At 46.9% G+C, this 25,190-nt stretch carries 23 protein-coding genes; 14 read left to right on the forward strand and 9 right to left on the reverse strand.

Features of this window, described 5'->3' with window-relative positions; translation table 11 throughout:
- The first annotated feature begins 54 nt into the window (after positions 1–54).
- From Nant_RS09420 to ygfZ, 3 genes are all read left to right on the forward strand, one after another.
- A complete protein-coding gene (locus tag Nant_RS09420; protein WP_054341395.1) occupies positions 55–867 on the forward strand; it encodes a sulfurtransferase in 813 nt (270 codons plus the stop codon).
- A gap of 137 nt (positions 868–1,004) precedes the next feature.
- Positions 1,005–1,874: an archaetidylserine decarboxylase gene (gene asd / locus Nant_RS09425; RefSeq protein ID WP_054341396.1), complete on the forward strand. Its 870-nt coding sequence runs from the start codon at positions 1,005–1,007 to the stop codon at positions 1,872–1,874.
- 27 nt (positions 1,875–1,901) lie between these two features.
- Entirely contained in the window at positions 1,902–2,954 is a 1,053-nt protein-coding gene (gene ygfZ, locus Nant_RS09430) for a CAF17-like 4Fe-4S cluster assembly/insertion protein YgfZ (protein ID WP_054341397.1), read from the forward strand.
- 75 nt (positions 2,955–3,029) lie between these two features.
- Here the strand turns inward: ygfZ and ung are convergent, their stop codons facing one another.
- Entirely contained in the window at positions 3,030–3,710 is a 681-nt protein-coding gene (gene ung / locus Nant_RS09435) for a uracil-DNA glycosylase (RefSeq protein ID WP_054341398.1), read from the reverse strand.
- A 154-nt stretch (positions 3,711–3,864) separates the two neighbouring features.
- Between ung and Nant_RS09440 the strand changes: the two genes are divergently transcribed.
- A complete protein-coding gene (locus tag Nant_RS09440; RefSeq protein WP_054341399.1) occupies positions 3,865–5,667 on the forward strand; it encodes an MFS transporter in 1,803 nt (600 codons plus the stop codon).
- Positions 5,668–5,803: 136 nt separating this feature from the next.
- Here Nant_RS09440 and lysS read toward each other — a convergent pair whose 3' ends face one another.
- Positions 5,804–7,318: a lysine--tRNA ligase gene (lysS, locus tag Nant_RS09445; RefSeq protein WP_054341400.1), complete on the reverse strand. Its 1,515-nt coding sequence runs from the start codon at positions 7,316–7,318 to the stop codon at positions 5,804–5,806.
- Between the two features lie 30 nt (positions 7,319–7,348).
- Positions 7,349–8,443, reverse strand: a complete 1,095-nt coding sequence (prfB, locus tag Nant_RS09450) for a peptide chain release factor 2 (protein ID WP_054341401.1) — start codon at positions 8,441–8,443, stop codon at positions 7,349–7,351.
- 150 nt (positions 8,444–8,593) lie between these two features.
- On the opposite strand from prfB, the gene nhaD reads away from it, so the two are divergent.
- Positions 8,594–10,084: a sodium:proton antiporter NhaD gene (gene nhaD / locus Nant_RS09455; protein ID WP_202904987.1), complete on the forward strand. Its 1,491-nt coding sequence runs from the start codon at positions 8,594–8,596 to the stop codon at positions 10,082–10,084.
- 2 nt (positions 10,085–10,086) lie between these two features.
- Positions 10,087–10,764: a cytochrome b/b6 domain-containing protein gene (locus Nant_RS09460; RefSeq protein ID WP_054341402.1), complete on the forward strand. Its 678-nt coding sequence runs from the start codon at positions 10,087–10,089 to the stop codon at positions 10,762–10,764.
- A 77-nt stretch (positions 10,765–10,841) separates the two neighbouring features.
- Here the strand turns inward: Nant_RS09460 and Nant_RS09465 are convergent, their stop codons facing one another.
- The 3 genes from Nant_RS09465 to Nant_RS09475 form a co-directional block, all read right to left on the reverse strand.
- Positions 10,842–11,294, reverse strand: a complete 453-nt coding sequence (locus Nant_RS09465) for a c-type cytochrome (RefSeq protein ID WP_054341403.1) — start codon at positions 11,292–11,294, stop codon at positions 10,842–10,844.
- A 99-nt stretch (positions 11,295–11,393) separates the two neighbouring features.
- Positions 11,394–11,909 carry a flavodoxin gene (locus Nant_RS09470; RefSeq protein ID WP_054341404.1) on the reverse strand — a complete coding sequence of 172 codons (516 nt, stop codon included), beginning with the start codon at positions 11,907–11,909 and terminating at the stop codon, positions 11,394–11,396.
- 121 nt (positions 11,910–12,030) lie between these two features.
- Positions 12,031–12,357: a phasin family protein gene (locus tag Nant_RS09475; RefSeq protein ID WP_054341405.1), complete on the reverse strand. Its 327-nt coding sequence runs from the start codon at positions 12,355–12,357 to the stop codon at positions 12,031–12,033.
- Between the two features lie 126 nt (positions 12,358–12,483).
- On the opposite strand from Nant_RS09475, the gene gloA reads away from it, so the two are divergent.
- The 4 genes from gloA to Nant_RS09495 all read left to right on the forward strand — a co-directional run bounded on the left by gloA (position 12,484) and on the right by Nant_RS09495 (position 15,807).
- Complete coding sequence (gene gloA / locus Nant_RS09480; protein WP_054341406.1) at positions 12,484–12,882, forward strand: lactoylglutathione lyase; 399 nt, start codon at positions 12,484–12,486, stop codon at positions 12,880–12,882.
- Between the two features lie 224 nt (positions 12,883–13,106).
- A complete protein-coding gene (locus tag Nant_RS09485; protein ID WP_054341407.1) occupies positions 13,107–13,916 on the forward strand; it encodes a tetratricopeptide repeat protein in 810 nt (269 codons plus the stop codon).
- A gap of 158 nt (positions 13,917–14,074) precedes the next feature.
- A complete protein-coding gene (locus tag Nant_RS09490; RefSeq protein WP_054341408.1) occupies positions 14,075–15,337 on the forward strand; it encodes a YeeE/YedE family protein in 1,263 nt (420 codons plus the stop codon).
- A gap of 11 nt (positions 15,338–15,348) precedes the next feature.
- Positions 15,349–15,807: an RDD family protein gene (locus Nant_RS09495; RefSeq protein ID WP_054341409.1), complete on the forward strand. Its 459-nt coding sequence runs from the start codon at positions 15,349–15,351 to the stop codon at positions 15,805–15,807.
- Here Nant_RS09495 and lptG read toward each other — a convergent pair.
- Entirely contained in the window at positions 15,804–16,865 is a 1,062-nt protein-coding gene (gene lptG, locus Nant_RS09500; RefSeq protein WP_054341410.1) for an LPS export ABC transporter permease LptG, read from the reverse strand. The genes Nant_RS09495 and lptG overlap by 4 nt on opposite strands.
- Positions 16,865–17,977, reverse strand: a complete 1,113-nt coding sequence (lptF, locus tag Nant_RS09505) for an LPS export ABC transporter permease LptF (protein ID WP_054341411.1) — start codon at positions 17,975–17,977, stop codon at positions 16,865–16,867. Before lptF ends, lptG begins: the two co-directional genes overlap by 1 nt.
- 136 nt (positions 17,978–18,113) lie before the next feature.
- Between lptF and Nant_RS09510 the strand changes: the two genes are divergently transcribed.
- From Nant_RS09510 to Nant_RS09525, 4 genes are all read left to right on the forward strand, one after another.
- Positions 18,114–19,634, forward strand: a complete 1,521-nt coding sequence (locus tag Nant_RS09510; RefSeq protein ID WP_054341473.1) for a leucyl aminopeptidase — start codon at positions 18,114–18,116, stop codon at positions 19,632–19,634.
- Entirely contained in the window at positions 19,634–20,089 is a 456-nt protein-coding gene (locus tag Nant_RS09515; RefSeq protein WP_054341412.1) for a DNA polymerase III subunit chi, read from the forward strand. The genes Nant_RS09510 and Nant_RS09515 overlap by 1 nt, the downstream gene beginning before the upstream one ends.
- 145 nt (positions 20,090–20,234) lie before the next feature.
- Complete coding sequence (locus tag Nant_RS09520) at positions 20,235–23,105, forward strand: valine--tRNA ligase (protein ID WP_054341413.1); 2,871 nt, start codon at positions 20,235–20,237, stop codon at positions 23,103–23,105.
- A 122-nt stretch (positions 23,106–23,227) separates the two neighbouring features.
- Positions 23,228–24,220: a DNA cytosine methyltransferase gene (locus Nant_RS09525; RefSeq protein WP_054341414.1), complete on the forward strand. Its 993-nt coding sequence runs from the start codon at positions 23,228–23,230 to the stop codon at positions 24,218–24,220.
- Between the two features lie 3 nt (positions 24,221–24,223).
- On the opposite strand, the gene Nant_RS09530 is transcribed toward Nant_RS09525, so the two are convergent.
- Positions 24,224–25,180, reverse strand: a complete 957-nt coding sequence (locus tag Nant_RS09530; protein WP_054341415.1) for a hypothetical protein — start codon at positions 25,178–25,180, stop codon at positions 24,224–24,226.
- Positions 25,181–25,190 lie beyond the last annotated feature (10 nt).

A 25,190-nucleotide genomic window follows, 5' to 3' on the forward strand; every position in this document is an offset into this window, starting at 1 on the left:
CAGTCACCCACAAATCGTTATGATCGATTTTCAGTATTAATACGAGAGATAAACATGCTTCTCCCCCTGGTTATCGATCCAGCGCAATTATTCACTGTTTTAAAACATTCTGATCTGATTATTATTGACCTCTCTGCGCAAGAGCGTTATTTACAAGGACATATTCCCGGTGCCATTTGGCTCAACGCCAGCCGATTACTCAGAGGCATAGCTCCCGTACCTAATAAACTGCCCGACAATGAGCAGCTTTCACAGCTATTTTCAGACGGAGGCATCTCTGAAAATAGCCATGTCGTCGTCTATGATGACCAGAATGGCGCACTGGCCGGACGATTCATCTGGACTATGCATTGTGTAGGACTAAGAAACGTTTCCTTCCTCAACGGTCACTTACCGGCATGGATTGCATCAAATTTACCGCTGGAACAATCCGCTAATACGGCGCAACCTAGCTCAATTAATGTCTCAGCCCAGCCAAACCTGCTGGCCAATAAAAACTATCTTCTGGCGCATATTGATTCAGCAGACATCTCTATCTGGGATGCACGTTCCCACGCAGAATACAACGGCGAAAAAGTCGTTAACGCCATCAAAGGCGGACACATTCCAGGCGCACACTGGCTAGAATGGACAGACACGCTAACACAACAAAACCCGCCGACTCTGGCATCGCCAGACGTACTGCTGGCCATGATTATTAAAGCCGGGATCGAACCTCATAAAACGGTTGTTACGCACTGCCAAACCCACCGCCGCTCCGGTTTAACTTACATTGCCGCGCTGCATGCAGGCCTAAGCGACGTAAGATGCTATGACGGTTCCTGGTTTGAATGGGGTAACCAGAATGACACGCCCATTGAATCCTGAGGCGATGTAAGATGCTATGACGGTTTCTGGTTTGAATGGGCACCCAGAAAAATGACACGCCCATTGAATCCTGATCAGCCAGCATTGGTCGTTGCAAACATTTTTTTTCACCCTTTTTTTCGCGCCAGGAGTTTTTAGTGAAACAAAAATTATTCATCCTTTTTCAGCATTTGGTTCCCCAACATCTGCTGTCCAGACTCGTAGGCCGGCTCGCCGACTGCACAAACCCTTGGGTAAAAAATCGTTTCATCAGCTGGTTTGCCAAGCAATACCAAGTCAATATGTCAGAAGCACTCATAGAAGAACCGACCGCCTATGCATCGTTTAATGCATTTTTTACCCGTGAGTTAAAACCCGGCATCAGAGAGATTAATCAAAACAGTGACGCTATCGTTTCACCCGCAGACGGTGCTATCAGTCAGATAGGAGCCATAGAGCATGGCAGGATTTTTCAGGCTAAAGGACGCGGCTATGGCCTAACGACGTTACTCGGTGGTTTTGATGAACTTGCCACCCCCTTTAAAAATGGATTCTTTGCCACCATCTATTTATCACCTAAAGACTACCACCGTGTACATATGCCAATAAAAGGCACATTACGCGAAACAGTCTATGTACCTGGTGATCTGTTTTCGGTTAACCAGACCACCGCTAAAAATGTTGATCAGCTGTTTGCCCGTAACGAGCGTCTAGTGGCCATTTTTGATACAGAGGCAGGCCCCATGGCGATGGTATTAGTAGGTGCGATGATTGTTGCCGGTATTGAAACCGTCTGGGATGGGCAGGTATCGCCCGTTATAAAACGACCGGTACGTACGCCATTTACCCCTAAAACGATGGCACCTGTCACGCTCGAAAAAGGCGAAGAGATGGGACGTTTCAAATTGGGTTCAACCGTAATTTTATTATTTGGCCCTGATGCAATTGAGTGGATAGAAACATTAAAGGCAGAATCGCCTGTAGCTCTCGGTAAAAAAATGGGCGACAAACTGGCTACACAGCGATAGCGAACCCTATTAAACAGGACACGAACGATGAGCCAATGGAACACACTATTACAGACCTATCAGGTTACACTTTCCGAACAGGAAGACGAGATCATCTCGGTACCTGAGCATGATAGCCAGACACGCATCATCCCTCTGCTACACAACAGAGTTATCAGCATCATCGGCCCGGAAGCAGAAAAATTTCTTCAGGGCCAGCTCAGCTGTGACATGCGCGACACAAGCCAACTAGGCAGCCGTTTAGGTGCCCACTGCAACATCAAAGGTGGCATGCTGGCGCTTTATCGTGTGATTGCGGTTGAGGGCGGTTTTTGGCTACGTATGCATCAGGATATTCTTGACGGTGGCTTAAAAAATATCAAAAAGTACATCATGTTTTCTAAAGCCGAAGCCGAAGACCAAAGTGAACATATTGTGGGTTTGGGCCTGATGGGCCCCGGTGCCAGCACGCTGGTAGAAAAGCTATTTGATACCGTACCGTCTGAAACAGATAAAGCGATCCGTGCCGGCCAGATGATTGCCGTTAAAGTGCCCGGCGACCGTTACGAAATATGGCTGCCCGTACAGGAAGCAGAAGCAGTACTACAACAACTGACCCGACTCGCACCGTTAGGCACGACACAAGACTGGATTTTGGAAGAAATTAAAGCCGGCATCCCAGACGTGCGTCTCGCCACGCTGGAAACATTTATCCCGCAAATGACAAATCTACAGGCACTGAAAGGCGTCAGTTTCAATAAAGGCTGCTATACGGGACAAGAGATCGTCGCCCGCCTGCAGCATCGCGGCAAATTAAACAAACCTATGTATCTGGCACAGATCAATACCGACACCCTGCCTCAAGCCGGTGACAAACTGCACACCGCAGAGAAACAAAATGTGGGTCAAATAGTACTGGCAAGCCGCTCCGGTGATAACGAGGTAACACTGCTGGCGGTGATCAATAAAAAGCAGGTAGATGAAGGACAAAGCATTCATCTGGACTCTACAGAAAAAGCGGAAGGTGAAGAAGGACCGGCATTACAGATTTTAGAGCTACCCTATGAGCTTGATCCGGAACTGTTTGTCAGTAAACGATAGTATATATGCCGACATAGCTACATAGAGACAAAGCGGCGGCTTTGTCTCTATTGATCTCTAACTCCGAATCCAACATTACACTGTTGCTGGCAACTGCCAGTTAATCGGCTGCTTAGCGTGTTGCTCAAGATAGTGATTAGCCTGGCTAAAATGTCGACAACCAAAGAAGCCACGATAGGCGGCCAGCGGTGAAGGATGCGGTGCTTTTAATACCAAATGGCGTGATTCATCAATAGCCGCGCCTTTTTTTTGCGCATAACTTCCCCAAAGCATAAATACCACGTTGTCACATTCGCGGTTGACCACATCTATAATCTTGTCCGTAAATTGCTCCCAGCCTTTTCCCTGATGGGATGCTGCCTGCGAGTCTTCTACCGTCAGTACCGCATTTAACAACAACACGCCCTGCTTCGCCCAACTTTCGAGGTAACCGTGCTTGGCTGGTTGGATACCCAGATCGGTGGCCAGCTCTTTATAAATATTCACCAACGAAGGTGGGATTTTAACCCCAGGGTACACAGAAAAACAAAGCCCGTGGGCCTGCCCTGCCTGATGATAAGGATCCTGCCCGATAATCACCACTTTTACCTGCTCAAGCGGCGTCAGTTGCAACGCATCAAACCAGTGGTCGGCCTGCGGATAAATGATTTTTTCCTGCTGTTGCTGCTGCGCCAGAAACGCCAGTAGCGATTGCATGTAGGCGGCTTCAAATTCATCTGTTAAATAGGGTCGCCAGCTTTTTACACGCGTTAACATCTTATAAGCCTCCACATTATATTCTCTTCAAAGTAAATCGATCAAACCCCATATCTTACGCCTAACGATAGATGTTACCCTGCCGACTTTTACAGTCAAATTTTAAGCAGCCGGCACTAGCCATCTCTGCTAACCTCTACTAGCAGGACGTCTGGTGATTATTACACTTTTACCCTTGATTACACTATTTATAAGCTGCTTTATCCTAATGCTGGGCTTCGGCCTGGTCGGCCTTCTTCTGCCCGTCAGAATGGGTATGGAAGGAATGAGCACCGATACGATTGGTCTGATTTTATCGATGTATGCCGTCGGCATGTTGCTGGGGGGGCTGTATTTTCGACGTCTGATTGTCCGGGTTGGCCATATCAGGATTTTTTCAGCCAGCGCCGCCTTAGCTGCCGCCAGTATTCTCGCCTGCAGCCTGACAATGAATGAGTGGGTATGGGGCAGCATGCGCATGATAATGGGGTTTTGTATTGCCTGTTCCTTAGCCGTGATCGACGGCTGGTTAAGCGATATTGCCAGCCCTACTACACGCGGACGGATTCTGGCAACCAGCCAGGTCGTCGTCACGGCGGCACTTTTTTGTGGACAGTTTCTGTTAAATCTGGCCGCTCCCACTTCCCAAACCCTGTTCATTACTGCCGGCATATTATTCTGCCTGGCCTTGATACCATTAATTATGAGCCGCCGCTCAGGCCCGGTTATGCATGAGATGAAGAGCATGTCATTTTTACAGCTCATTCAGCGCTCTCCTCTGGGTGTCGTAAGTTGTTTCTTTGGCGGACTGCTCTTTGGTGCAATGGTGAACATGCTGCCATTATTTGCCAACAGTTATGACATTAGCGGGTTTGAACTGACCCTCTATATGGCGACAGCTATACTCGGGGCTTTTCTGTTGCAATTTCCGGTCGGAATGCTATCAGACCGTTTTGATCGACGTACCGTACTTTTTTATCTGTTACTGATCAATATTGCAGCCACACTGGTAACCCCGTTCAGCGCACGTAGCGATCTGATATACATGATGATGCTAACCACAGCGATCAGCACCGGTATTTTTTCCTGCCTGTACCCCATGAGTATTGCCGAGACATTCGACAAAATTCAAAGCTCCGAAATGGCAGCAGCGATGGGCGGCTTACTCAGCATTTATGCGTTAGGCAGTATCCTCGGTCCGGCAACGTCGTCTATAGCCATGAAACATTTCGGCGATGATGCGCTCTTCGGGTTTTTAGCTGTCGCAGAAACCCTGCTATTAATATTTGTGGTTTACCGTATGCGGGTCAGCCCACCGCTACCGGTGGAAGAACAAGAAAGCTATGTTATGCAGCCCTTGGTGACAGGGACCCCGTTGGTAGAGCTCCATCCATACATTCAACATGAGTTAGAAACACCGCTGAATCTGGAAGCAAAAGTAGCGATTACTATTGCAGAAAGCAGCCCTGCCGCTGCCGTTAATATGGTCATTCAAATTGCGAAAACATCGCCTGAAAAAGCAGCCGCGCTGTGTGCTGCGCTGGCACAAGTTGATGATATTGATGTTGCCCGACTCTTCACTGCTATTACGCGCGTGGCACCCGACCTTAGTCTGGAGATTGCTGAAGCTCTCTCTAGTAACGCACCGGACCACACATCAGAGCTGGTGACATGGTTGGTCGAGCATCAACCCGAGAAGCTTGCTAACATTGTGGCTGAGCTCGCTAGTCAGCTGCCAACCTATGAGCCAGAAGAGTCCGAGCAACTGCGCCCGGCCGATGCCGACGCTTACCACGAGTCAGCCACCGAACTGGTAGCATACTTTGCTGAATTCCAGCCAGATCAAGCCTTGGAAGTCGCTGCCGCGATAGTGGAAACCCTGCCTGAAATGGCCTCAGAAGTCGTCGACATTCTTCATGATGCAGACGGTCTCGAAGATGAGCTATATTCAGACATTGAGGACAAACCGCAATCTTAGCAGCCTGCCGGATTTAAGGGACAGCGGTTAAACATCACCCACAAAAAAACCTGCCGAAGCAGGTTTTTTTTAATATTACGGCCCAGCTAGTTCAGCAGGACACGCTTTATATTAGACATGCCAGCTCACTATGAACCTATGCGCGTGGACGCATAGCAGGGAACAAAATAACATCACGGATAGATGCTGAATCGGTAAACAACATGACCAAGCGGTCGATACCAATACCTTCACCCGCTGTTGGCGGCAAACCATACTCCAGCGCATCGATGTAATCGGCATCGTAATGCATCGCTTCATCGTCACCTGCTTCCATTTCGGCAACCTGTGCACGGAAACGTTCCGCCTGATCTTCAGAGTCATTTAACTCCGAAAAACCATTCGCTAATTCACGCCCAGCTACGAAGAACTCAAAACGATCCGTCACAAACGGATTGTTATCGCTGCGCCGCGCCAGTGGAGAAACTTCGGTTGGGTACTCGGTAATAAAGGTTGGCTGCTGTAAGCGATGTTCAACGGTTTTCTCGAAAATCTCGATCTGTACCCGACCCAGACCCCAGCTATCCTTAACATCAATATCCAGACGTTCAGCAATCTGACGTGCGGCATGATCATCAGCCAGTGCCTCAGCGGTAATATCTGCATTGTACTGCAGTACCGAATCAAAAACGCTCAAGCGTGCAAACGGCTGAGACAGATCATATTCGAAACTTTCCAGTACTTCGCCATCTTCATTACGTACGGTATTAATAATCGTAGTAGTACCCATCACATCCTGAGCAACCGTACGCAGCATGTCTTCGGTCAGATTCATCAAATCATGATAATCAGCATACGCCTGATAAAACTCAATCATTGTGAACTCAGGGTTATGACGTGTCGAAAGACCTTCATTACGGAAGCTACGGTTGATTTCGAATACACGCTCAAAACCACCGACTACTAAGCGCTTCAGATAAAGTTCTGGCGCGATACGCAGATACATATCACGATCCAGCGCATTATGGTGTGTAATAAACGGACGCGCCGCTGCACCACCCGGAATAACCTGCAGCATCGGTGTTTCTACTTCCATAAAGCGACGTTCTGTCAGGTAGTTACGGATACCGGAAACAATTTTAGAACGCGCTTCAAATACTTTGCGAGACTGCTCATTAGTGATCAGGTCCACATAGCGCTGGCGATAACGGATCTCAGTGTCCTGCAAGCCTTTGTGTTTATCAGGCAACGGACGCAAACTTTTAGTCAGTAATACATACTCACCCAAATCCACATAAAGATCACCCTTACCTGACTTGTGCAGCACACCGGTCACACCAATGATGTCACCCAGATCGAGGCTTTTAGCAAAAGGACGCGCTTCTTTATTAACATAAAACTGGATGCGTCCGCTCATATCCTGAATAACGCCGAAAGCACCACGGTTTAACACCACACGTCCGGCAATACTGACGGTAAGACCGGTATTTTCCAGTTCTTCCTTCGTTTGCTCGCCGTGTTGTTCCTGCAAATCCTGCGCATAACTGTCACGACGGAAGCCATTAGGGAAAGCATTACCCGCTTCACGCAGCACATTCAGTTTTTCCCGACGCTCGGCAATCAGTCGGTTTTCATCTTGTTTCTGATCTTGCTTCTGAGAGTTGTCAGACATGGGTGTGGTGAACCTTTAAGTTAATAATTGTTACAAACCAGCTTTCAGGCTGGCTTCAATAAACATGTCCAGATCGCCGTCCAGCACTTTGACACAGTTGGACGATTGCACATTGGTACGTAAATCTTTAATACGCTGATCATCCAGTACGTACGAACGAATCTGGCTTCCCCAGCCGATATCCGCTTTGGAGTCTTCCAGCTCCTGAGCCGCCGTACTGCGTTTCAGCATTTCCATTTCGTACAGTTTGGCACGCAGCTGTTTCATACAGGTATCTTTGTTCTGATGCTGTGAACGCTGGCTCTGACTCTGCACCACGATACCGGAAGGCCCATGAGTAATACGTACCGCCGACTCCGTCCGGTTAACATGCTGACCGCCGGCACCCGAGGCACGATAGACATCGACACGCAGATCAGCCGGATTGATCTCGACTACCACGTTATCGTCAATTTCAGGTGACACGAACACTGAGCAGAAAGAGGTATGACGACGTCCGCCAGAATCGAATGGTGACTTACGCACTAAACGATGCACACCGGTTTCGGTGCGCAGCCAGCCAAAGGCGTATTCGCCTTCAAAGCGAATCGTCGCCGATTTAATCCCCGCAACCTCACCAGAAGACAGTTCAATCAGCTCAGTTTTAAAGCCTTTATCCTCTCCCCAGCGCAAATACATGCGCAGTACCATATCGGCCCAATCCTGCGCTTCAGTACCGCCGGAGCCTGATTGGATATCCAAAAAGGCATTATTCGGATCGACTTCACCGGAGAACATACGCCGGAATTCAAGTGCATCCAGCTTACTCATCAATGTTTTGACTTCAGCGATCACTTCTTCAACCGTGTCTTCATCGTCCTCATCAACCGCCATATCCAGCAGTTCACGCGTGTCTGTTGCTCCGAATTTAAGCTCTTCCAGGGTTTTAACAATCGTTTCTAACGCGGCACGCTCTTTACCTAACTTCTGAGCATTTTCGGGATCATTCCAGACCGCAGGATCTTCAAGTTCACGTTCTACTTCTTCCAGACGTTCTTTCGCGCCAGGATAATCAAGATAGCTATAAAGCGATGCAGTTCGCTCGCCGATATCCTTCAAGTCATTTATGATCGGATTGACTTCCATCGTTAATGCTCAACACTCGCAAATTCAAAAGGGACATTATTTTAACCGATACGCGTCCGGCTTTAAATCTTTGTAACAGGAAACTGCTAATTGTATTTTTTTTGCAGCGCAACATTCGACTTTACCTATGATATATACCAGAATCATTGAATGAAAAGACTAATCACTCAGCATACCTATATTTCTGTTACGGCTGTGGCCTTGATGCTCGCCTTATTCTCACTGGTACTGTTCACGCCAGCATGGGCTTATACGCTTGATAAAACCCAACAAGAGATCAATTTAACGAATACCATCTTTGGATATTTGTCGTTAATTATCTTTGTTATTGGCTATATATTTGTATTAGCTGAGGAATTTACACGCCTGCGCAAATCCAAACCCATTATTATTGCAGCGGGTCTGATCTGGCTGATTGTAGGGGTTGGTTATGCGGTGCATGGCGATACCGAAACGGCAGGCATTGCGGTACGCCACAATATTCTTGATTATGCAGAGCTATTCCTGTTTTTACTGGCCGCGATGACCTTCATTAATATGATGGAAGAACGTAATGTCTTTGCCGCATTGCGCACATGGTTAGTACTTAAAAATTTCTCCCTGCGGCAAATTTACTGGATCACCGGTACTCTCGCCTTCTTCATATCACCCATCGCGGATAATTTATCGACCGCTCTGCTAATGGGCGCGGTAGTCCTCGCCGTGGGCAATAGCCACATAAAATTTGTCACTGTCGGCTGTATCAATATCGTCGTGGCCGCCAATGCAGGCGGTGCGTTTAGCCCTTTTGGCGATATCACTACCCTGATGGTGTGGCAACAAGGCGTACTCCAATTTAAAGAGTTTTTCAGCCTGTTTACGCCGGCACTGGTAAACTGGCTAGTACCTGCGGTGATGATGTCATTGGTCGTTGAAAAAGCACCACCAGCATTTCATAAAGAACATCAACAACAGATGAAGACCGGCGGTGTCACAATTATTCTGCTGTTTTTAATGACGATTGCGGTCTCAGTAACTACGCACAGCATACTCAACCTCCCTCCGGTACTAGGAATGATGACAGGTCTTGGAGTACTAAAAGTCTATGGCTATTACCTCTCTCAACATGAGCCTGTGGTAATCGACCATGGACATATACACCATCACCATAAAGACAACATACGAGACATGAGCGAGATACATGGCGATCATACCGATGTGGTGCGTCGCTTCGATATTTTCAAGGTCGTAGAACGCGCCTCGTGGGATACGCTGATGTTCTTTTATGGGGTCGTTTTATGCGTCGGGGGATTATCAACATTAGGATATCTCGCGCTGCTATCTGACACACTCTACGGCTCTCTCGGCACTCTCTGGGCTAATATCCTGATTGGCGTACTATCTGCCGTTATCGATAATATTCCGGTAATGTTCGCTGTTTTGACCATGAATCCGGCCATGAATACCAATGAATGGCTGATGGTAACATTGACCACTGGAGTAGGTGGTTCGTTACTCTCAGTAGGTTCAGCAGCAGGCATCGCATTAATGGGACAAGCACAGGGAACCTATACGTTTTTAAGCCATCTCAAATGGAGTTGGGCCATAGCACTGGGCTATGTACTGAGTATTCTTACCCACTTATGGATAAATGGAGTTTAAGCATGAACGACCTTTCAACCGACAAACAGGCTGTGCAGGTGTGGGATATATCTATTCGGCTGTTTCACTGGTCACTGGTGGCCGGTATCGGTTTTCAGTGGTACTCCGGCGAAGAAGGCGGCAACATTATGCTCTGGCATATGTATATCGGTTATAGCTTGCTGGGATTAATCTTATATCGTTTTGTATGGGGCTTCATTGGCAGTACCTATGCGCGTTTTTCCGACTTTTTGAAAGGGCCTAAATACACCATCAGCTATGCCAAAAAGTTTTTGAAAGGCGAAAAAACTCACTACCTTGGGCACAATCCACTCGGTGGCTGGATGGCGGTGACATTAATGCTATTAGTGTTTATTCAAGCCTCGACCGGGCTGTTTTCCAGCGATGACATCATGACAGAAGGGCCTCTCTTCTCGCTGGTTAGCGAGTCTATCGCCTACACACTGACTGACATCCATGAGATCAACTTCAACCTGATACTTATATTCGCAGGCCTGCATATTATTGCCGTCATTTACCATCGTCTGATCAAAAAAGAATCTTTAATAAAAAGCATGCTCACCGGTAAAAAAATAAGTAATCAAGCCAACACATCCAGTATAAAAACAAACTATTTATTAATGCTGATATCCGCAGGACTGGTAGCTTTATGTGTTTACATGCTGGTGAACATCTTTTAGAAAGTACTCAAATCAGCGTTCCAATAAACGCATGAAAAAACGGAGCTATTTAGCTCCGTTTTTTAACAAAAAAAGACTTAGTCTTTTTCGCGGAAATCGTCATGGCAACCTTTACAGGTTTTGCCCAACTGACCGAACGCCGGCTTGATAATATCCATATCACCGGATTTAGCAGCGACGGCCAATGCTGCTGCATTTTTAGCTAACGCATCCATTCCCTCGTCAAATTTTTCCTTATTTTCCCAGATAGCCGGTTTAGCGCCGGTATCACCTACACCGGAACCCTCAATAAAACCTTCCCCTGGCATGGTTGCCAAAGCAGCAACCGCATCAGCACGGCGTGCAAATTCAGCCGCATCGAAATCAATTTTACCTTTGACCATGCCAGCCATAGGGCCGAAGTTCCATTTGATGGTGTTAAACACGCCCTGACGATATTCAATCGCTTTTTCAGCATCCGTCGCCGCAGCCGCCAACGTGCTTCCCATCAAAACAGCCGTCGCCATTCCCACTATCAACAATTTTTTCATCACAATCTTCCTTTTATATGACTAACAGTCTGATTAACCAGCCTGATTAAAGAGCACAACTTATATTAGATAAAACTTATGCATATTAACATTGTAACTTTACAATTCAAACAACGGTTGCAACTGCAACAGCCAGCGGTCGACTCGCTCTTGTGTTTCACCCTGTTGAACATCATCATCTAACGCCAGACCCACAAAAAAACATCCATCATCCGTTAATGCTTTAGACGCCTCGAACACATAACCATCTACCGGCCATTGGCCATAGATTTTAGCACCGCCATCCCGCAGGACGTCGTGTAGCAAACCCATCGCATCCAGAAACCACTCTCCATAACCTATCTGATCACCCAGGCCGAACAAAGCACAGGGGGTGCCTTTAAGATTCTGGCATTTGAGTTCTTCCCAGAATTCTTCCCAATCTTCTTGTAGCTCACCATAATCCCAGGTGGGAATACCAAAAATACACACGCAGTAATCAGCGATGCCGTCCAATCCCTGATCGGCAATATTATGTAATACTGCGCGCGATCCCAAACGCTCGGCTATTAGCTCGGCCGCCCTTTCCGTATTACCGGTTGTCGATCCATAGATGATGCCGATCTGTTTACCCATAACAACTCCAAATTCAACAGATACGGTGCATTATACCGGCAACAAAATTTTGTAAGGCATTAAAAAAGCAGCGCTGGGCTGCTTTTTATATCATTAAAGAGTCGCTCTAAAATGAGGTGTTTTATTCAGAAGCAAATGCATTAAACGCACTTTTAGTAATCAGCTCAATCTCATCACGCGCTTCGTGAAGAGATTTAAGATTCTCATCACTGGCCGATTTAAGAGTCTGTTCCAGTTCTTGCGCATAGGATTGCTGCAACAATAACAAATCATTTGATGTCTGGCAGTTTTGCAGCTGCTTTGTCTGCTCAATGGTGGCGCTGATACAAGATTTTGTGCATTCCATTTGCTGTCGGGTTAGCTCTTCAAGCATGCGTGTTTGGATATTCACCAGCTCTTTAAATGGCTCAATGGATTCACTCATTTTTTTAGTCATATCTTGAAACATTGGTATGTCCTTCCGTATACCGCACGACAATAATTACTCTGCATAGGATATACTTACACGCCAATGGATTTTCAGCAACCTTCACTCGATTAAGACTATTCATTTTAAACTATTAAGGAGAAATTCATGCGCCTTCTACACACCATGCTGCGTGTCACTGATTTAGAAAAATCAATCCGTTTTTACACCGACATTCTAAGCATGACATTGCTGCGCCAACAAGATTATCCCGAAGGCCGCTTTACGTTAGCATTTCTTGGTTATGGTGATGAGTCCGCACACACGGCTCTTGAACTGACTCATAATTGGGATACCAATCACTATGATCTTGGCAATGCTTATGGACACATTGCGATTGAAGTCGACGATGTTTATCAGGCGTGTGATGCAATAAGCACCATGGGTGGTGAAGTAGTGCGCGCAGCCGGCCCGATGAAAAACAGTGCATCAGGTACCATACTGGCATTTGTTAAAGACCCGGACGGCTATTTAATTGAACTTCTTAGCCCAAAACGATCAGATTAAAAGCGCTATATCATCATTAATCACGGGTTAAAAGTTAATCGATATCAAGATTCGGACAGTTTAGTGCTGCACTACAGCATTTCATCCGTTAAAATATCGAACATTAGGGGATTCTAATCCAGCCTTATTCCTAGAGCTAACGGGTTTGTAATTTCATATACCGGCAGCACATCTGTATAATGATGTAACTTCAATCCCATAAAACCATTGGGGCATGACCAGATATGAGCAAGAAAATGTTATTAGCTGCGGCAGGACTGATCCTAGGACTGCAATCTATCAGTGTGCTGGCAGTGAGTATTACCTCTGCTAAAGAAGCGATCGAAAAGCAGAATTATACGTCTGCATTGGAAGACTTAAAGGTGCTAATCGATGAGGGCAACGCTGATGCCACGAATTTAATGGGCCAGCTCTATGAAAATGGCTGGGGCGTTGAAAAAGATGTTATCAAAGCAAAATCTCTTTACGATCGGGGTGCGCGCCAAGGCAACATCAGTAGTGTAAACAGCCTTCGAAAACTGAAGAATATAGAATATAAAGTAGTGCTAGACGCCCTGCTACCTGAAGTAAACGCTGGCAAAGCATCCGCGCAGAACAGTGCGGGTGAAATGTATGAGTTTGGATACGGTACCGACCGTGATAGTGCTATGGCTTTCAAACTGTATCAACTGGCTGCTGAGCAGGGGTTCGTTGCCGCACAACACAACCTCGGCCGTAGTTATAATTTTGGTACCGGAGTCGAGCAAAACTTTGAAGAGGCAGAACGCTGGTACCTGAAAGCAGCTAAACAAGGTTACACCAATTCGATGTTTTTCCTTGGCACTCTGTATTCAAACGGTTACGGTAAAGACAGCAGTCATCCCGGTGATGTTATCGCTTATGCGTGGATGCACAACGCAGCAGCACTGGGCAATGGCACAGCGGCTTCTATCGAAACCCGCCTACTGATGAAACTGCAAGACAATCAAATGGATGAAGCAAAAACCTTAGCCGCTGCTTACGCAAACGACTACGTCAAACCCTTCCAGAACTGATCTGGCCGGGTTGATATTTATGATCTGGCTACGCGTAGCCAGATCATAAACTCTTTCCTCATCATTCAGACTCCCGACAGTTAATGCTTAACGCCATCATCGACTGGTGATATATTAGCCAGCTTTTTAATACACCTGTATTCATTCGGCTTAGCATTATGTCTTCTAATCAAACATCCGTTATCCCCTTAGCAACAATCGATAGCAGCACAACCGTCTCTACGTTCAAAATCGGTTATTGGCTTCCACTACTTTGTGCTGCCTTATTATCTGTCGGAGCAACATTCTGGCTTGCCGCTAGAGAGTCCTGGCATGAAGCCAGCCTGCTAATTTTAGGCACAGCACTAGGTCTGGCGCTCTATCACGCCGCCTTTGGTTTCACTACAGCCTGGCGCAATTTTATTATCAATGGTCGCGGCAAAGGTCTGCGAGCACAGATGCTAATGTTGGCCGTTGCCGTTTGTCTGTTTTTCCCTGCGCTGGCGGCTGGAGATCTGTTTGGCTCCGACGTTATCGGCTTTGTCCGCCCGCTAGGGTGGTCCGTGATTGTCGGTGCGTTTATTTTTGGGGTCGGGATGCAGCTAGGTAACGGCTGTGCGTCAGGTAACCTCTATCATGCAGGCGGTGGTAAGTTACGCGCTGTCCCCAGCATTATTGGATTTACTATTGGCGCGCTCTGGGCCACAAAAGATTATGAATGGTGGACCACATTACCCCAGTACGCGCCCTTTTCTTTTATTGACCAATTCGGACTCATCCTTGCTATCCTGTTAAATCTTGCTCTGTTTGCTACGATTGCAGGCATCACGTGGGTAATAGAGAAGCGTCGGCATGGCACCATCGATAGTGATACGAATCACAGTTCTCAACCACTGTATCGCCGGCTCATCACCGGACCCTGGCCGTTTTTCTGGGGGGCTATTGCTCTGGCATTACTTAATTTTATTACACTCGCGATGATCGGCCGCCCCTGGGCCGTCGCTGTCGCCTACCCTTTGTGGGGCGCTAAAGCGGCCGAATGGCTCAACATTGACCTTGAATTAGACTTCTGGACCTATTGGATGCAACCTGGCCGGGAATCTGCATTGCTGGAACCATTAACATCCGATGCAGGCACACTCATGAATGTCGGTATTTTGATAGGCGCACTACTGGCAGCGGCGCTTGCTGGAAAACTTGCGATTCAATGGCGTATGCCCTGGCAAAACTGGATTGCCGCCGCCCTCGGCGGTTTAATGCTCGGCTATGGTGCGACTATCGCTTTTGGATGCAACATAGGCGCTTATTTCGGCGGTATCGCCTCAGGCAGCCTGCATGGTTGGTTATGGCTGATCGCGGCCTTTATGGGCAGTATTCTCGGGACCTGGCTTCGCCCGTTATTTAAACTCAGTAATATCACAGAAGCACATAACCGCTGTTAACAAGGATCACCATGACAAAAGTTTACGATCAAACTGATATAAAGCAGGCGTCACTTATCCGCAGAATAGCAGCACTTACCTATGACTTATTAATTGTTATTGCAATTTTATTTGTGGTCAGCGGCATTGGTCTGCTTATCAACCACAACGAAATGATACCCGAGCCACTTTATCGATCGCTTCATCAGTCGGTTCTGTTTTTGTCGGTTTTTCTGTTCTATGGGTATTTCTGGACACGTTCAGGACAGACTATCGGCATGATGGCCTGGCACATACGCGTACAAACACTGGAAGGCTATAGCCTGAGCTGGAAGCACGCGTTAATCCGTTTCTTTACGGCCGGCGCTTCCATTGCTTGTTTAGGATTGGGCTATCTATGGATGCTGTTTTCAGACCAACACCTGACCTGGCATGATCAGATTTCCAACACCCGCGTTGTACGGTTAGCACCCAAAAAGAAAAATACTTAGCCCGCTTTACGCAGTAAAAACAAACCGAGTAGTAAACAAATAATAATAGGGATGGCTGTTGCCAGTAAGGGAGTGAAACCAATCACCGTACTGGCCGGCCCCAACAAGTCCTGAGAAAACTTAAAAATCAGGCCAACAATGATACCCGCAATAACACGCTGTCCGACTGTCACACTTCTGAGCGGCCCAAAGATAAACGAAATAGCAATCAACACCAGCGCTAAAATGCCTGCCGGTTGTAATATTTTACTCCAGAAGGCTAACCGGTATTGATTAGAATCCAGCCCCTGCTGATTCAGATATTGCGAGTAAGACCATAAACCGGTAATCGATAAATCCATCGGGTCTACCACAATTACAGACAGCAGAGTCGGCGTTAAGCCGGATGGCCAGACTTCCTGATCCCGCTGTTCTACGGCGGTATGATCATCGTAAAAAAGCGTGCTCACGACACTATCCAATACCCAGCCCTCTTTTGTGTAAAGTCCGCTTTTGGCAAAGCTCGATGCTTGCATCTGGCGCTCATCATTAAAGGTATAACGGGTTATACCCCTGATCTTACCGTTCGGCTGCACCACATTAATATGGATAAACTGGTTACCTTCCCGATGCCAGACACCATGCTGAGAACCCAATGCCTTGCCTGCCGATTGCGCCAACGCACGCGAACTTTGCGCTAACTGCTCGGTTTGCGGCACCACATATTCACCCAAAATCAGCGCTAGCGCCGCCAGCAGCATCGCCGGTTTCAGTACGGCCATCACAATGCGCTGGATTGAGATACCTGCCGCTCGCATCACAGTCAATTCACTGTTGCTGGCTAACATCCCCAAGCCCACCAAAGAGCCAACCAAACTCGCCAGAGGCAAAAATTCATAAATCCGGCTGGGCACCCTTAAGATCAAATAAATCAGTACATCAGTAAAACCATAGCTCTTAGTTATTTCGCCCGCTTGCTCAACAAATTCAAAAATCAGATCAAGCCCGATCACAATCAACAAAATCACAAAAACAGCACCAAGGACCTGAGCGCCAATATAACGATCCAGACGTTTCATCAAGCCTTACCTCGCTGAGGAATGGAGGGTAGAAGATTAAGCAAGCGCTCCCAAGCACTTCCCGCAAACATCAAACTCATCGCCAACAGGAAAAATGCGCCGTGGATCAACCATAACAGGCTCACAGACGCTTCCCCTTCATCGATAACACCCTTCGCACTGGTCAGCAAAGTCAGATAAAGCATGTAGAGCAAAATCGAAGGAATCAACTTGGCATAGCGCCCCTGGCGCGGATTAGTTTTACTCATGGGCACAGCAATTAAAGTGATGATCAACGCCAATAACGGCATTGATAATCGCCAGTGAAGCTCTGCCTGATACCTCGGTTGCGGCTTGCTTAGCAATTCACTAAACGTCATCGATTCAATACCTGACGGGCGTAAATTCCCGTTCGAACGCGGCATCAGAAAACCATATTCTGCATATTTGATTTCATGATAATCGGCCTGACCCGGCACACCTTCGTAACGATAACCATTTTTCAACACCACAAAACGATCACCCGTATCAGGATTGATAACGACCTGTTTACCTGATTCAGCCAGCACCACGCGCAACTGGCCGCTTTGTGCATCACGCTCTGAAACAAAAATAAGCTCCAGCTCTTTACCGCCCTCTTTTATGCCACTGATATAACTGGTACGGCTGCCACCTGACAAGCTTTGAAAACGTCCCGGCGAAAGGCTATCCAGTTCACTTTTCTCGCTCTGTTTGGCATAAATAACCTCAACCTGCTTCCAGCATAAGGGCGATATATACATCCCTAGCAATCCCACCATAAATGCAATCCCCACCGCCGGCCCCAACGCATACATAGATAGGCGCCGGCCACTCACACCGCTGGCATTGAGTACTACCATTTCACTTTCCAGATACATGCGTCCGTAAGCCAGCAGCACACCCAAAAATAAACCCAACGGTAGAATCAGCACCAACATTCCCGGTATCCGGTAAGCCACTGACTGAAAAACAAATTCAGGAGAAAGCTCACCGGCGGCGGCATAGGATAAATACTTAATAAAACGGCCACTCACAATTAGCATCGTCAGCACAGTGCTAACGGCGATGGTGCTCATCATGATCTGACGGGACAGGTAGCGAAAAATAATCAAAGTAAACCAACCTGCAAGCTAAAGGGTTTATGTATATCAATGGGAAATGGTTTATAGTGCCAGACAATTATAGATGCCGGAAACTTCGTTCGGCATTATCTATCAAACCAGCATTAATGTCTTGTTTGGAGTCATCATGGATTTTGAAATTGTAAACGGTGCAGTCGCATCTCTGGAAACCGAATGCCTTGTTATTGGCGTAGAAATGGGTCTTGAAGGTGGCGCTACACTTAGCCCCTCTGCACAGGCACTTGATCAGGCATCACAAGGCTACCTTAGTGATCTGATTAAAAATGGTGATATCAAAGGTAAAACAGCAGAATCCCTGTTGCTGCAAAAAATCAGTGGTGTATCTGCAAAACGCATCCTGCTGGTCGGGTTAGGCAAAGCTGATGAGCGCCATGAACGCAACTATAAGAAAGTTGTGAAAGCGATTCTCGGCAATGTTAAAGCGCTGAGTTTAAAAGACGTTGTGATTGCATTAGATGGCCTGGCCTCTAAGCAGCCAGATACGTACCGCCAGGTACGTCTACTGGCAGAATGGACGACCGCTGAGCTTTATCAGTACGACCAGACAAAAAGCAAAAAAGCCGATATCTATGTCATAGAAAAAGTGGCTATCCATCTGGCAGATGATGTAACAGAAGAAGGCGAAGGCGCATTGGTTGATGGTTCAGCTATCGCCAACGGCATGAATGTCGCGCGTGATCTTGGTAATCTTCCGGGCAATATCTGCACACCTATCTTTCTGGCAGAACAGGCCAAAGAGCTGGCAAACGAATATGTCTCGATCACCTGCGAAATTCTTGATGAAGATGCCATGGAAAATCTCGGCATGGGTTCCCTTTTATCGGTAGGCCGTGGCAGCGCGGAGCCATCTCGCCTGATCATAATCAAACACAACGGTGGCGAAGCAGACGCCCAGCCATACGTTATCGTGGGTAAAGGTGTCACGTTCGATACCGGCGGTATTTCACTCAAGCCCGGCGCGAAAATGGACGAGATGAAATACGATATGTGTGGTTCCGCTTCTGTGATGGGTACCATGCATGCCATCGCTGAAATGGATCTGCCGATCAACGTGATTGGTGTTATTGCTGCCGCTGAAAATATGCCCGGCAGCAAAGCAACCAAACCGGGTGACATTGTTACCAGCATGTCTGGCCAAACCATTGAGGTTCTGAATACCGATGCCGAAGGTCGCCTGGTATTATGCGATGCGCTAACCTACGTTGAACGTTTTAATCCGAAAACCGTGGTTGATATTGCCACCTTAACGGGCGCCGTTATCGGTGCATTGGGCAACAGTGTTTGTGGCCTGCTGACTAACGATGAAGAACTGGCTAGTGAACTCTCAAGTGCTGGCGATTACGCTAATGACTGCGCATGGCGTTTGCCATTATTAGACGAATATCAGGAACTGCTCGACAGTAATTTTGCTGACATCGCCAACATTGGCGGGCCAACAGGTGGCGCTATTACAGCAGCGTGCTTCCTGTCCCGCTTTACTAAAGCGTATCGTTGGGCACATTTGGATATTGCCGGTACGGCATGGTTGAGTGGCGGCAAAGAAAAAGGCGCTACTGGCCGCTGTGTCCCACTTCTCAGCCAATACCTGCTCAACCAGGCGGCTGACGAGATGACTGACGACGAGTAATGTCCCAAGCCGATTTTTATATTCTGCCCGGTGCAGATGAAGACAGCCGCTACCAGTTTCTGAGTAAACTGGCGACCCGTGCGATCAGCGCGGGTCACCGGCTGTATATTCATACCGACTCCGAATCTCTGGCAGAACGTATCAGCGAACGCCTCTGGCAAGCTACGTCAATAAGCTTTCTGCCTAACGAACTGCCGACAGATAGTCTGCACCCTCCAGTTTCTTCACATGCCCCCATACTGATCGGCTGGCAAGCCGGGCACATGCCGGATACACCCGATATGTTGGTGAATCTGTCGCTCGATTTTCCGCTCCAAACCCAGCAATTCAGTCGCATAGCCGAAATTGTTATTCAGGCAGATGCCGTACTCACGCTCACCCGTGGACGTTTCAAACAATATCAAGCGGCCGGAATCGAACCCCGCATGCACGATATGCGTAAACGATCCGCCTAAACGCCTTCATTGATACTGTATCAACGGGTATAATTACCCGTTTTACTGGCCACAATACTACCCATTTGCACTAGCAGTCTGTTAAACAGGCTTGCAGGTAAGCAGCCAGTCCCCTAACAGACAGTGCCAAGAGACGTAGACCACGATGGAAAAAACTTACCAGCCAAACGAGATTGAAAAGTCCTGGTACAAAACCTGGGAAGACAACGGTTACTTCGCCCCTTCTGGCGAAGGTGAATCATATTGCATTATGATTCCACCGCCGAATGTTACCGGCAGCCTGCACATGGGCCACGCATTCCAGCACACCATCATGGATGCACTCACACGCTATAAGCGTATGCAGGGCAAAAATACCCTATGGCAAGTCGGCACCGACCACGCAGGTATCGCAACCCAGATGGTGGTTGAGCGTAAACTGGCCGCAGAAGAACAAAAAACCCGTCACGATTTAGGCCGCGACGCCTTTATCGAAAAAATCTGGGAATGGAAAGAAGAATCCGGCGATACGATTACGCGCCAGATGCGCCGTTTAGGCGACTCGGTCGATTGGCCAAGCGAACGCTTCACCATGGACTCCGGTTTTTACAGCGCCGTACAGGAAGCGTTTATCAGCATGTACGACGATAAGCTGATCTATCGCGGCAAGCGTCTGGTCAACTGGGACCCTAAACTACACACCGCCATCTCAGATCTGGAAGTAGAGAACCGCGAAGTACAAGGCAAAATGTGGTACCTGCGCTATCCGCTGGCTGATGGAGTGATGACTCAAGACGGTAAAAACTATTTAGTCGTCGGTACGACACGTCCGGAAACCATGTTGGGCGATACCGCCGTTGCCATTAATCCTGAAGATACCCGTTATCAGGATCTGGTCGGAAAATTTATCGAACTGCCGCTGGTCGGTCGCCGTATTCCGATTATCAGCGATGACTATGCCGATATGGAAAAAGGCACGGGTTGTGTGAAAATAACCCCTGCCCACGACTTCAATGACTATGAAGTCGGCAAGCGCTGCAAACTAGCCATGATCAACATCTTCACGCTTAATGGCGACATCCGCGATGAAGCTCAAACCTTCAGCTCCGATGGCCGCGAAATCCACGATCTCGACAAAACCCTGCCCGCGCAATACCGTGGCATGGAACGCTTTGCTGCGCGTAAAGCGATTGTGGCCGACTTCGAAGCGCTTGAGTTGCTGGTAAAAGTTGAAGAAAACGCCATGACCATCCCCTACGGAGACCGTGGTGGTGTAGTCATTGAGCCGATGCTGACCGACCAATGGTTTGCCGATGCTAAAACATTAGCTAAACCTGCGATTGAAGCCGTAGAAAATGGCGATATCAAATTTGTCCCTAAACAGTACGAGAACATGTACTTCGCCTGGATGAATAACATTCAGGATTGGTGTATCTCCCGTCAGCTTTGGTGGGGCCACCGTATCCCGGCGTTCTACGACAACGAAGGTAACGTCTACGTAGCCAAAGATGCTGATGAAGCACGTGCAAAATATGGTTTAGATCTGGAAACAGAACTGCGCCAGGACGACGACGTACTGGATACCTGGTTCAGCTCTGGTCTGTGGACATTCGGCACACTTGGCTGGCCGGAAAACACCGAACGCCTGAAAACATTCCACCCGACCGACGTACTGGTCACCGGTTTCGACATCATCTTTTTCTGGGTTGCCCGCATGATGATGATGACCATGCATCTGGTCAAAGATGAACACGGCAAACCACAGATCCCGTTCAAAACCGTTTACGTAACCGGACTAATCCGTGACGAAAACGGCGATAAAATGTCTAAGTCTAAGGGTAACGTCCTTGATCCACTGGATATGATCGACGGTATCGACCTGAATACCCTGCTGGAGAAACGTACCGGCAATATGATGCAGCCACAACTGGCTGAAAAAATTGCCAAACGTACCGAGAAGCAATTCCCGGAAGGTATCTCCGCACACGGCACCGATGCGCTGCGTTTTACACTGGCATCACTGGCCTCTACCGGACGCGACATCAACTGGGATGTGAAGCGACTCGAAGGCTACCGTAACTTCTGCAACAAAATCTGGAACGCTGCGCGCTACGTACAGATGAACACTGAAGGCGAAGATTGCGGCCAGCTTGCCGTTGATGGTCAATACGCCACTGTTGAATTGTCATTAGCCGACCGTTGGATCGCCAGCCGTCTGCAAACATTAGAAGCCGACGTCACCCGCTACTTTGATGAATACCGTTTCGACCTCGCCTCTCAGGCGCTGTACGACTTTATCTGGAACGAATACTGCGGCTGGTACCTGGAGCTATCTAAACCGGTATTGTGGGACGAAAACGCCTCAGCAGAAGCCAAACGTGGCACACGCCGCACACTGGTTCGCGCACTCGAAGTACTGATGCGCCTGACTCACCCGATCATGCCGTACATCACAGAAGAGATCTGGCAGTCGATTAAAGATGAAGCAGGCGTTGCAGGCGATACCATCATGCTGCAGAGCTACCCCATCGCCAATACGACCCGGATTGATCACTCCGCCGAAGCCGATATCGAATGGCTCAAGGGCGTTATCGCCGGTGTGCGTAACATCCGTGGAGAAATGGGTATCTCCCCTGCTAAAGGGCTGGATCTGTTACTACAAAACGGCAGCGCAGAAGACAAAGCGCGTTTAGACGCCAACAGAACCTTCTTATCGAAACTCGCCTCACTCGCCTCCATCACCTGGCTCAACCCGGGCGACGAAGCACCGATGTCTGCTACGCAGTTGGTAGGCAACATGCAGGTATTAGTGCCGATGGCAGGCCTGATCGACAAAGGCGCTGAACTAGCGCGTTTGAAGAAAGAGATGGACAAGCTAGAGAAAGAGATCGGGCGTGTTGAAGGCAAGTTGAGCAACGAGAAATTCGTCTCCAACGCACCCGCAGACGTCATCGTGAAAGAGAAAGAGAAACTCGACACTGCAAAATCAGCCCAGAAACAGCTGACCGAGCAGTATGGGAAGATCGAAGCGTTGTAAAACGCCTAACTTTCGCTGATAGCTAGTGAGACAGGCCCAGAGAATATTCTGGGCCTATTACAAACTAGAGTTTTAATTCTTGGTATCTTCTATACTAGATACTGCCAGTATAGGTAAATATTTTGATATTAAGTTTATTTTGCGGTGCTGGTGGGTTAGATCTTGGCTTTGAGCAAGCAGGATTTGAGATAAAATTAGCTTTTGATATTCGAAAACCGGCTGTAGAAACATACAATCACAATAGAATAGTCCATTCAAAAAATGCATTTGTAAAGGATATTAGCACCTTAACTATAGACGAAATTGATTTATTTTATGGCGGAGAATTTAACCCTATCGGGATAATAGGCGGGCCTCCATGCCAAAGCTTTAGTATCTCAAACACTACATATTCAGAAGACGATAAAAGACATAGTCTTCCTCTTAAATATGCAGCACTCCTAAAAAAATTAAATAATAGGAATCCAATACATTTTTTTGTTTTCGAAAATGTACCAGGTTTAAAAAGTAAAAGGCATATTGAAAAATATAATGAATTTAAAAGATCATTTGAAAATGCCGGGTTTACAATTAGTGAAATATTGGTAAATTCCATAAATTATGATGTCCCTCAAAATAGAGAACGTCTATTTATAATAGGTCTAAATAAAGAAATTTATCAAAATAAAAAAATAGAAGCCCCAATAAAAACATCTAAAAAAGTCGGCACTGTGAAAACAACGATCGCAGGATTCCCAGAGCCTATATATTATTCAAAATGGAATAAGGGTGAAGTAATACCTTACCATCCGAACCATTGGTGTATGACACCAAAATCAAAAAAATTCACAACCACTGGAGCACTAGTACCAGGTAGTGCTATTGGTAGGAGTTTCAGAACTCTACACTGGGATAAACCAAGCCCAACGGTAGCTTACGGAAATCGTGAAGTTCACATTCATCCCTCCTGCAAAAGAAGACTCAGTGTATATGAAGCAATGCTCTTACAAGGGTTTCCTCATAGCTTTGAGTTTAAAGGTACAATGTCGGCCCAGTTTTCTCAAGTCAGCGAGGCGGTTCCTCCTCCATTAGGAAGAGCAATTGCACTAAAAATAAAAGAATCGTGCAACATATAATTCCTATGGATAATATGGCTTCACTCCGATATAGCCAACGATAATTTTTTTTTCTGCGTCATCCTCTATTGGAAAAAAATATATTCTTATAGCTCCAGGTGTAGCTCTCAAGTGCCAGTAAAACACTCTAGAATTAGAATCCGGACACAAAAAAGTTCTTTCATTTATAGCTCTTCTATTTGCTCGAACTCTTCCTCCTTCTCCCGATGCTTTTGACGGTATATACTCCGCATCAAATGGACCATCATTCCAGTTCAAAGAATAAGTTTGTAGTTCAAGAAGCCTTTCAAAAATTACATTCCATTTAGGTAGACCAAAAAGCTGATTTTTGACACTCGCACAAAACAATAAATCAGGAAAAAGCTCCCCCCTTAAATCCCATATTTGATTTGATGCTGTAACTTTTTTTTCTGACAATTCTCTTATATATTCAGCATGTTCACTCACCATGCCACAAGTACTAATACACCTAACTTTCACTGGTAAGTCTTCATCTTCAGCATTAACTAAAACAGCATCTACTTTTGAATTACTGAACACAGATAAACTTGGACTTAATAAAATTCCAGATCTTATATACGCCAAAGTAGCAGACATATTTATATTTAAATCAACAGCACCTTTTATTAATACTTCATTTTCAAGATAGTCAGAATCATTTGTATATAAATCTTCCTCAACAAATGGAGATTTATCCATTTTCCGTGCGAAAAAACGTTGTAACTCTTTATCAACGAGCGCAACACCATCTTCCGTGCGATGATCTGCTATCCAATTTCTTATAGTATAATCAGCAGACAACAGCGTTTCTGCAGTAGAGTTAGAGGATACTAAATAATCCTCTACACCATATACAGTTGCCTGCTTGAAAGCTCTTACCGTTTCAGAAAAACTAACTGCAGCATCAAATGAATTTAGAAAGAGGCAACCTAAAAAGTCCTTATTAAAAAACAGCTCCATAAAAAATTAT

It is taken from the genome of Neptunomonas antarctica, from assembly GCF_001305295.1.
In the GTDB taxonomy this organism is placed as follows: domain Bacteria; phylum Pseudomonadota; class Gammaproteobacteria; order Pseudomonadales; family Balneatricaceae; genus Neptunomonas; species Neptunomonas antarctica.

Bases quoted from the DNA above. Each gene is read 5' to 3' on its own strand.
- Nant_RS09485 (WP_054341407.1), top strand. From the start codon at position 13,107: ATGAGCAAGAAAATGTTATTAGCTGCGGCAGGACTGATCCTAGGACTG.
- ung (WP_054341398.1), bottom strand. From the start codon at position 3,710: ATGTTAACGCGTGTAAAAAGCTGGCGACCCTATTTAACAGATGAATTT.
- lysS (WP_054341400.1), bottom strand. From the start codon at position 7,318: ATGTCTGACAACTCTCAGAAGCAAGATCAGAAACAAGATGAAAACCGA.
- Nant_RS09420 (WP_054341395.1), top strand. From the start codon at position 55: ATGCTTCTCCCCCTGGTTATCGATCCAGCGCAATTATTCACTGTTTTA.
- Nant_RS09490 (WP_054341408.1), top strand. From the start codon at position 14,075: ATGTCTTCTAATCAAACATCCGTTATCCCCTTAGCAACAATCGATAGC.
- gloA (WP_054341406.1), top strand. From the start codon at position 12,484: ATGCGCCTTCTACACACCATGCTGCGTGTCACTGATTTAGAAAAATCA.
- Nant_RS09460 (WP_054341402.1), top strand. From the start codon at position 10,087: ATGAACGACCTTTCAACCGACAAACAGGCTGTGCAGGTGTGGGATATA.
- Nant_RS09475 (WP_054341405.1), bottom strand. From the start codon at position 12,357: ATGTTTCAAGATATGACTAAAAAAATGAGTGAATCCATTGAGCCATTT.
- Nant_RS09520 (WP_054341413.1), top strand. From the start codon at position 20,235: ATGGAAAAAACTTACCAGCCAAACGAGATTGAAAAGTCCTGGTACAAA.
- Nant_RS09510 (WP_054341473.1), top strand. From the start codon at position 18,114: ATGGATTTTGAAATTGTAAACGGTGCAGTCGCATCTCTGGAAACCGAA.
- Nant_RS09470 (WP_054341404.1), bottom strand. From the start codon at position 11,909: ATGGGTAAACAGATCGGCATCATCTATGGATCGACAACCGGTAATACG.
- lptG (WP_054341410.1), bottom strand. From the start codon at position 16,865: ATGAAACGTCTGGATCGTTATATTGGCGCTCAGGTCCTTGGTGCTGTT.
- ygfZ (WP_054341397.1), top strand. From the start codon at position 1,902: ATGAGCCAATGGAACACACTATTACAGACCTATCAGGTTACACTTTCC.
- Nant_RS09495 (WP_054341409.1), top strand. From the start codon at position 15,349: ATGACAAAAGTTTACGATCAAACTGATATAAAGCAGGCGTCACTTATC.
- prfB (WP_054341401.1), bottom strand. From the start codon at position 8,443: ATGGAAGTCAATCCGATCATAAATGACTTGAAGGATATCGGCGAGCGA.
- Nant_RS09515 (WP_054341412.1), top strand. From the start codon at position 19,634: ATGTCCCAAGCCGATTTTTATATTCTGCCCGGTGCAGATGAAGACAGC.
- nhaD (WP_202904987.1), top strand. From the start codon at position 8,594: ATGAAAAGACTAATCACTCAGCATACCTATATTTCTGTTACGGCTGTG.
- Nant_RS09465 (WP_054341403.1), bottom strand. From the start codon at position 11,294: ATGAAAAAATTGTTGATAGTGGGAATGGCGACGGCTGTTTTGATGGGA.
- Nant_RS09530 (WP_054341415.1), bottom strand. From the start codon at position 25,180: ATGGAGCTGTTTTTTAATAAGGACTTTTTAGGTTGCCTCTTTCTAAAT.